Genomic DNA, 1,478 nt, shown 5'->3' with positions numbered 1-1,478 from the left:
TTAGATACCCTGGTAGTCCACGCTGTAAACGATGGATACTAGGTGTGGGGGGACTGACCCCTTCCGTGCCGCAGTTAACACAATAAGTATCCCACCTGGGGAGTACGATCGCAAGGTTGAAACTCAAAGGAATTGACGGGGGCCCGCACAAGCGGTGGAGTATGTGGTTTAATTCGAAGCAACGCGAAGAACCTTACCAGGGCTTGACATCCCACGGACGGAATTAGAGATAGTTCTTTCCCTTCGGGGACTGTGGTGACAGGTGGTGCATGGTTGTCGTCAGCTCGTGTCGTGAGATGTTGGGTTAAGTCCCGCAACGAGCGCAACCCCTATTGTTAGTTGCTACGCAAGAGCACTCTAGCGAGACTGCCGTTGACAAAACGGAGGAAGGTGGGGACGACGTCAAATCATCATGCCCCTTATGTCCTGGGCTACACACGTACTACAATGGCGGTAAACAGAGGGAAGCAAGACCGCGAGGTGGAGCAAACCCCTAAAAGCCGTCCCAGTTCGGATTGCAGGCTGCAACCCGCCTGTATGAAGTTGGAATCGCTAGTAATCGCGGATCAGCATGCCGCGGTGAATACGTTCCCGGGCCTTGTACACACCGCCCGTCACACCATGAGAGTCGGGAACACCCGAAGTCCGTAGCCTAACCGCAAGGGGGGCGCGGCCGAAGGTGGGTTCGATAATTGGGGTGAAGTCGTAACAAGGTAGCCGTTCGAGAACGAGCGGCTGGATCACCTCCTTTCTAAGGAGAACTCAAGTAGTCTGAGGGCTATTTGTAGTGTCCTAAGGTCAGACGTTGGGTGCGGGGTGACGACTTACGTTGTTTAATTTAGAGGGCGCACGCCCTGGAGATGGATGGGGGTATAGCTCAGCTGGGAGAGCACCTGCTTTGCAAGCAGGGGGTCAACGGTTCGAACCCGTTTATCTCCACCAATGGGCCCATAGCTCAGCTGGCTAGAGCGCACGACTGATAATCGTGAGGTCGGTGGTTCGAGTCCACTTGGGCCCACCACTCATTTTCACGAAGATGAAAATGAGACAACTGGATAGTCTGAAGTTAGATTCAAGCATTTAGGATTGCTAAGTGTTTGAATCTGGTTTCGAGAGAGACCAGAACCGCACCTTGAAAACTGAACAAAGTAACCAAAGTATGAAGAGCAAGCAACAGAGGGAAACAACAAATTTTTGTGGAACTTTTTAAGGGTAACACGAACAATTTCAAAGAACTCTGAAGCCTGCATAATTCGAACTCAATGAGAACCAGAGCGAGACCTTTCTTGTTCACAAGAAAGTAGGTCAAGCTGAAAAGAGCGCAAGGGGAATGCCTTGGCATCAGGAGCCGAAGAAGGACGTGACAAGCTGCGATAAGCTTCGGGGAGGTGCAAATAACCGTCGATCCGGAGATTTCCGAATGGGGAAACCCGGCAGAGCAATACTCTGTCAGCGTGCGTTGAATGAAATAGGCGTAC

The 1,478-nt window shown here is 51.7% G+C and carries 2 tRNA genes and 2 rRNA genes; all 4 read left to right on the top strand.

Annotation, left to right across the window (positions count from 1 at the left end):
* Positions 1–751: ribosomal RNA gene (locus tag DV520_RS12055) — 16S ribosomal RNA — on the top strand; the annotation flags it as partial.
* Positions 752–866: 115 nt separating this feature from the next.
* Positions 867–942 (top strand) — tRNA-Ala (locus tag DV520_RS12050).
* Positions 943–944: 2 nt separating this feature from the next.
* Positions 945–1,021, top strand: a tRNA-Ile gene (locus tag DV520_RS12045).
* Between the two features lie 282 nt (positions 1,022–1,303).
* A 23S ribosomal RNA gene (locus DV520_RS12445) occupies positions 1,304–1,478 on the top strand; the annotation flags it as partial.

The sequence above is a fragment of the Evtepia gabavorous genome (genome assembly GCF_003425665.1).
GTDB lineage: Bacteria > Bacillota > Clostridia > Oscillospirales > Oscillospiraceae > Evtepia > Evtepia gabavorous.
Note: the sequence above shows the minus strand (reverse complement) of the source record. Positions and strands in the feature narration are given on the sequence as shown.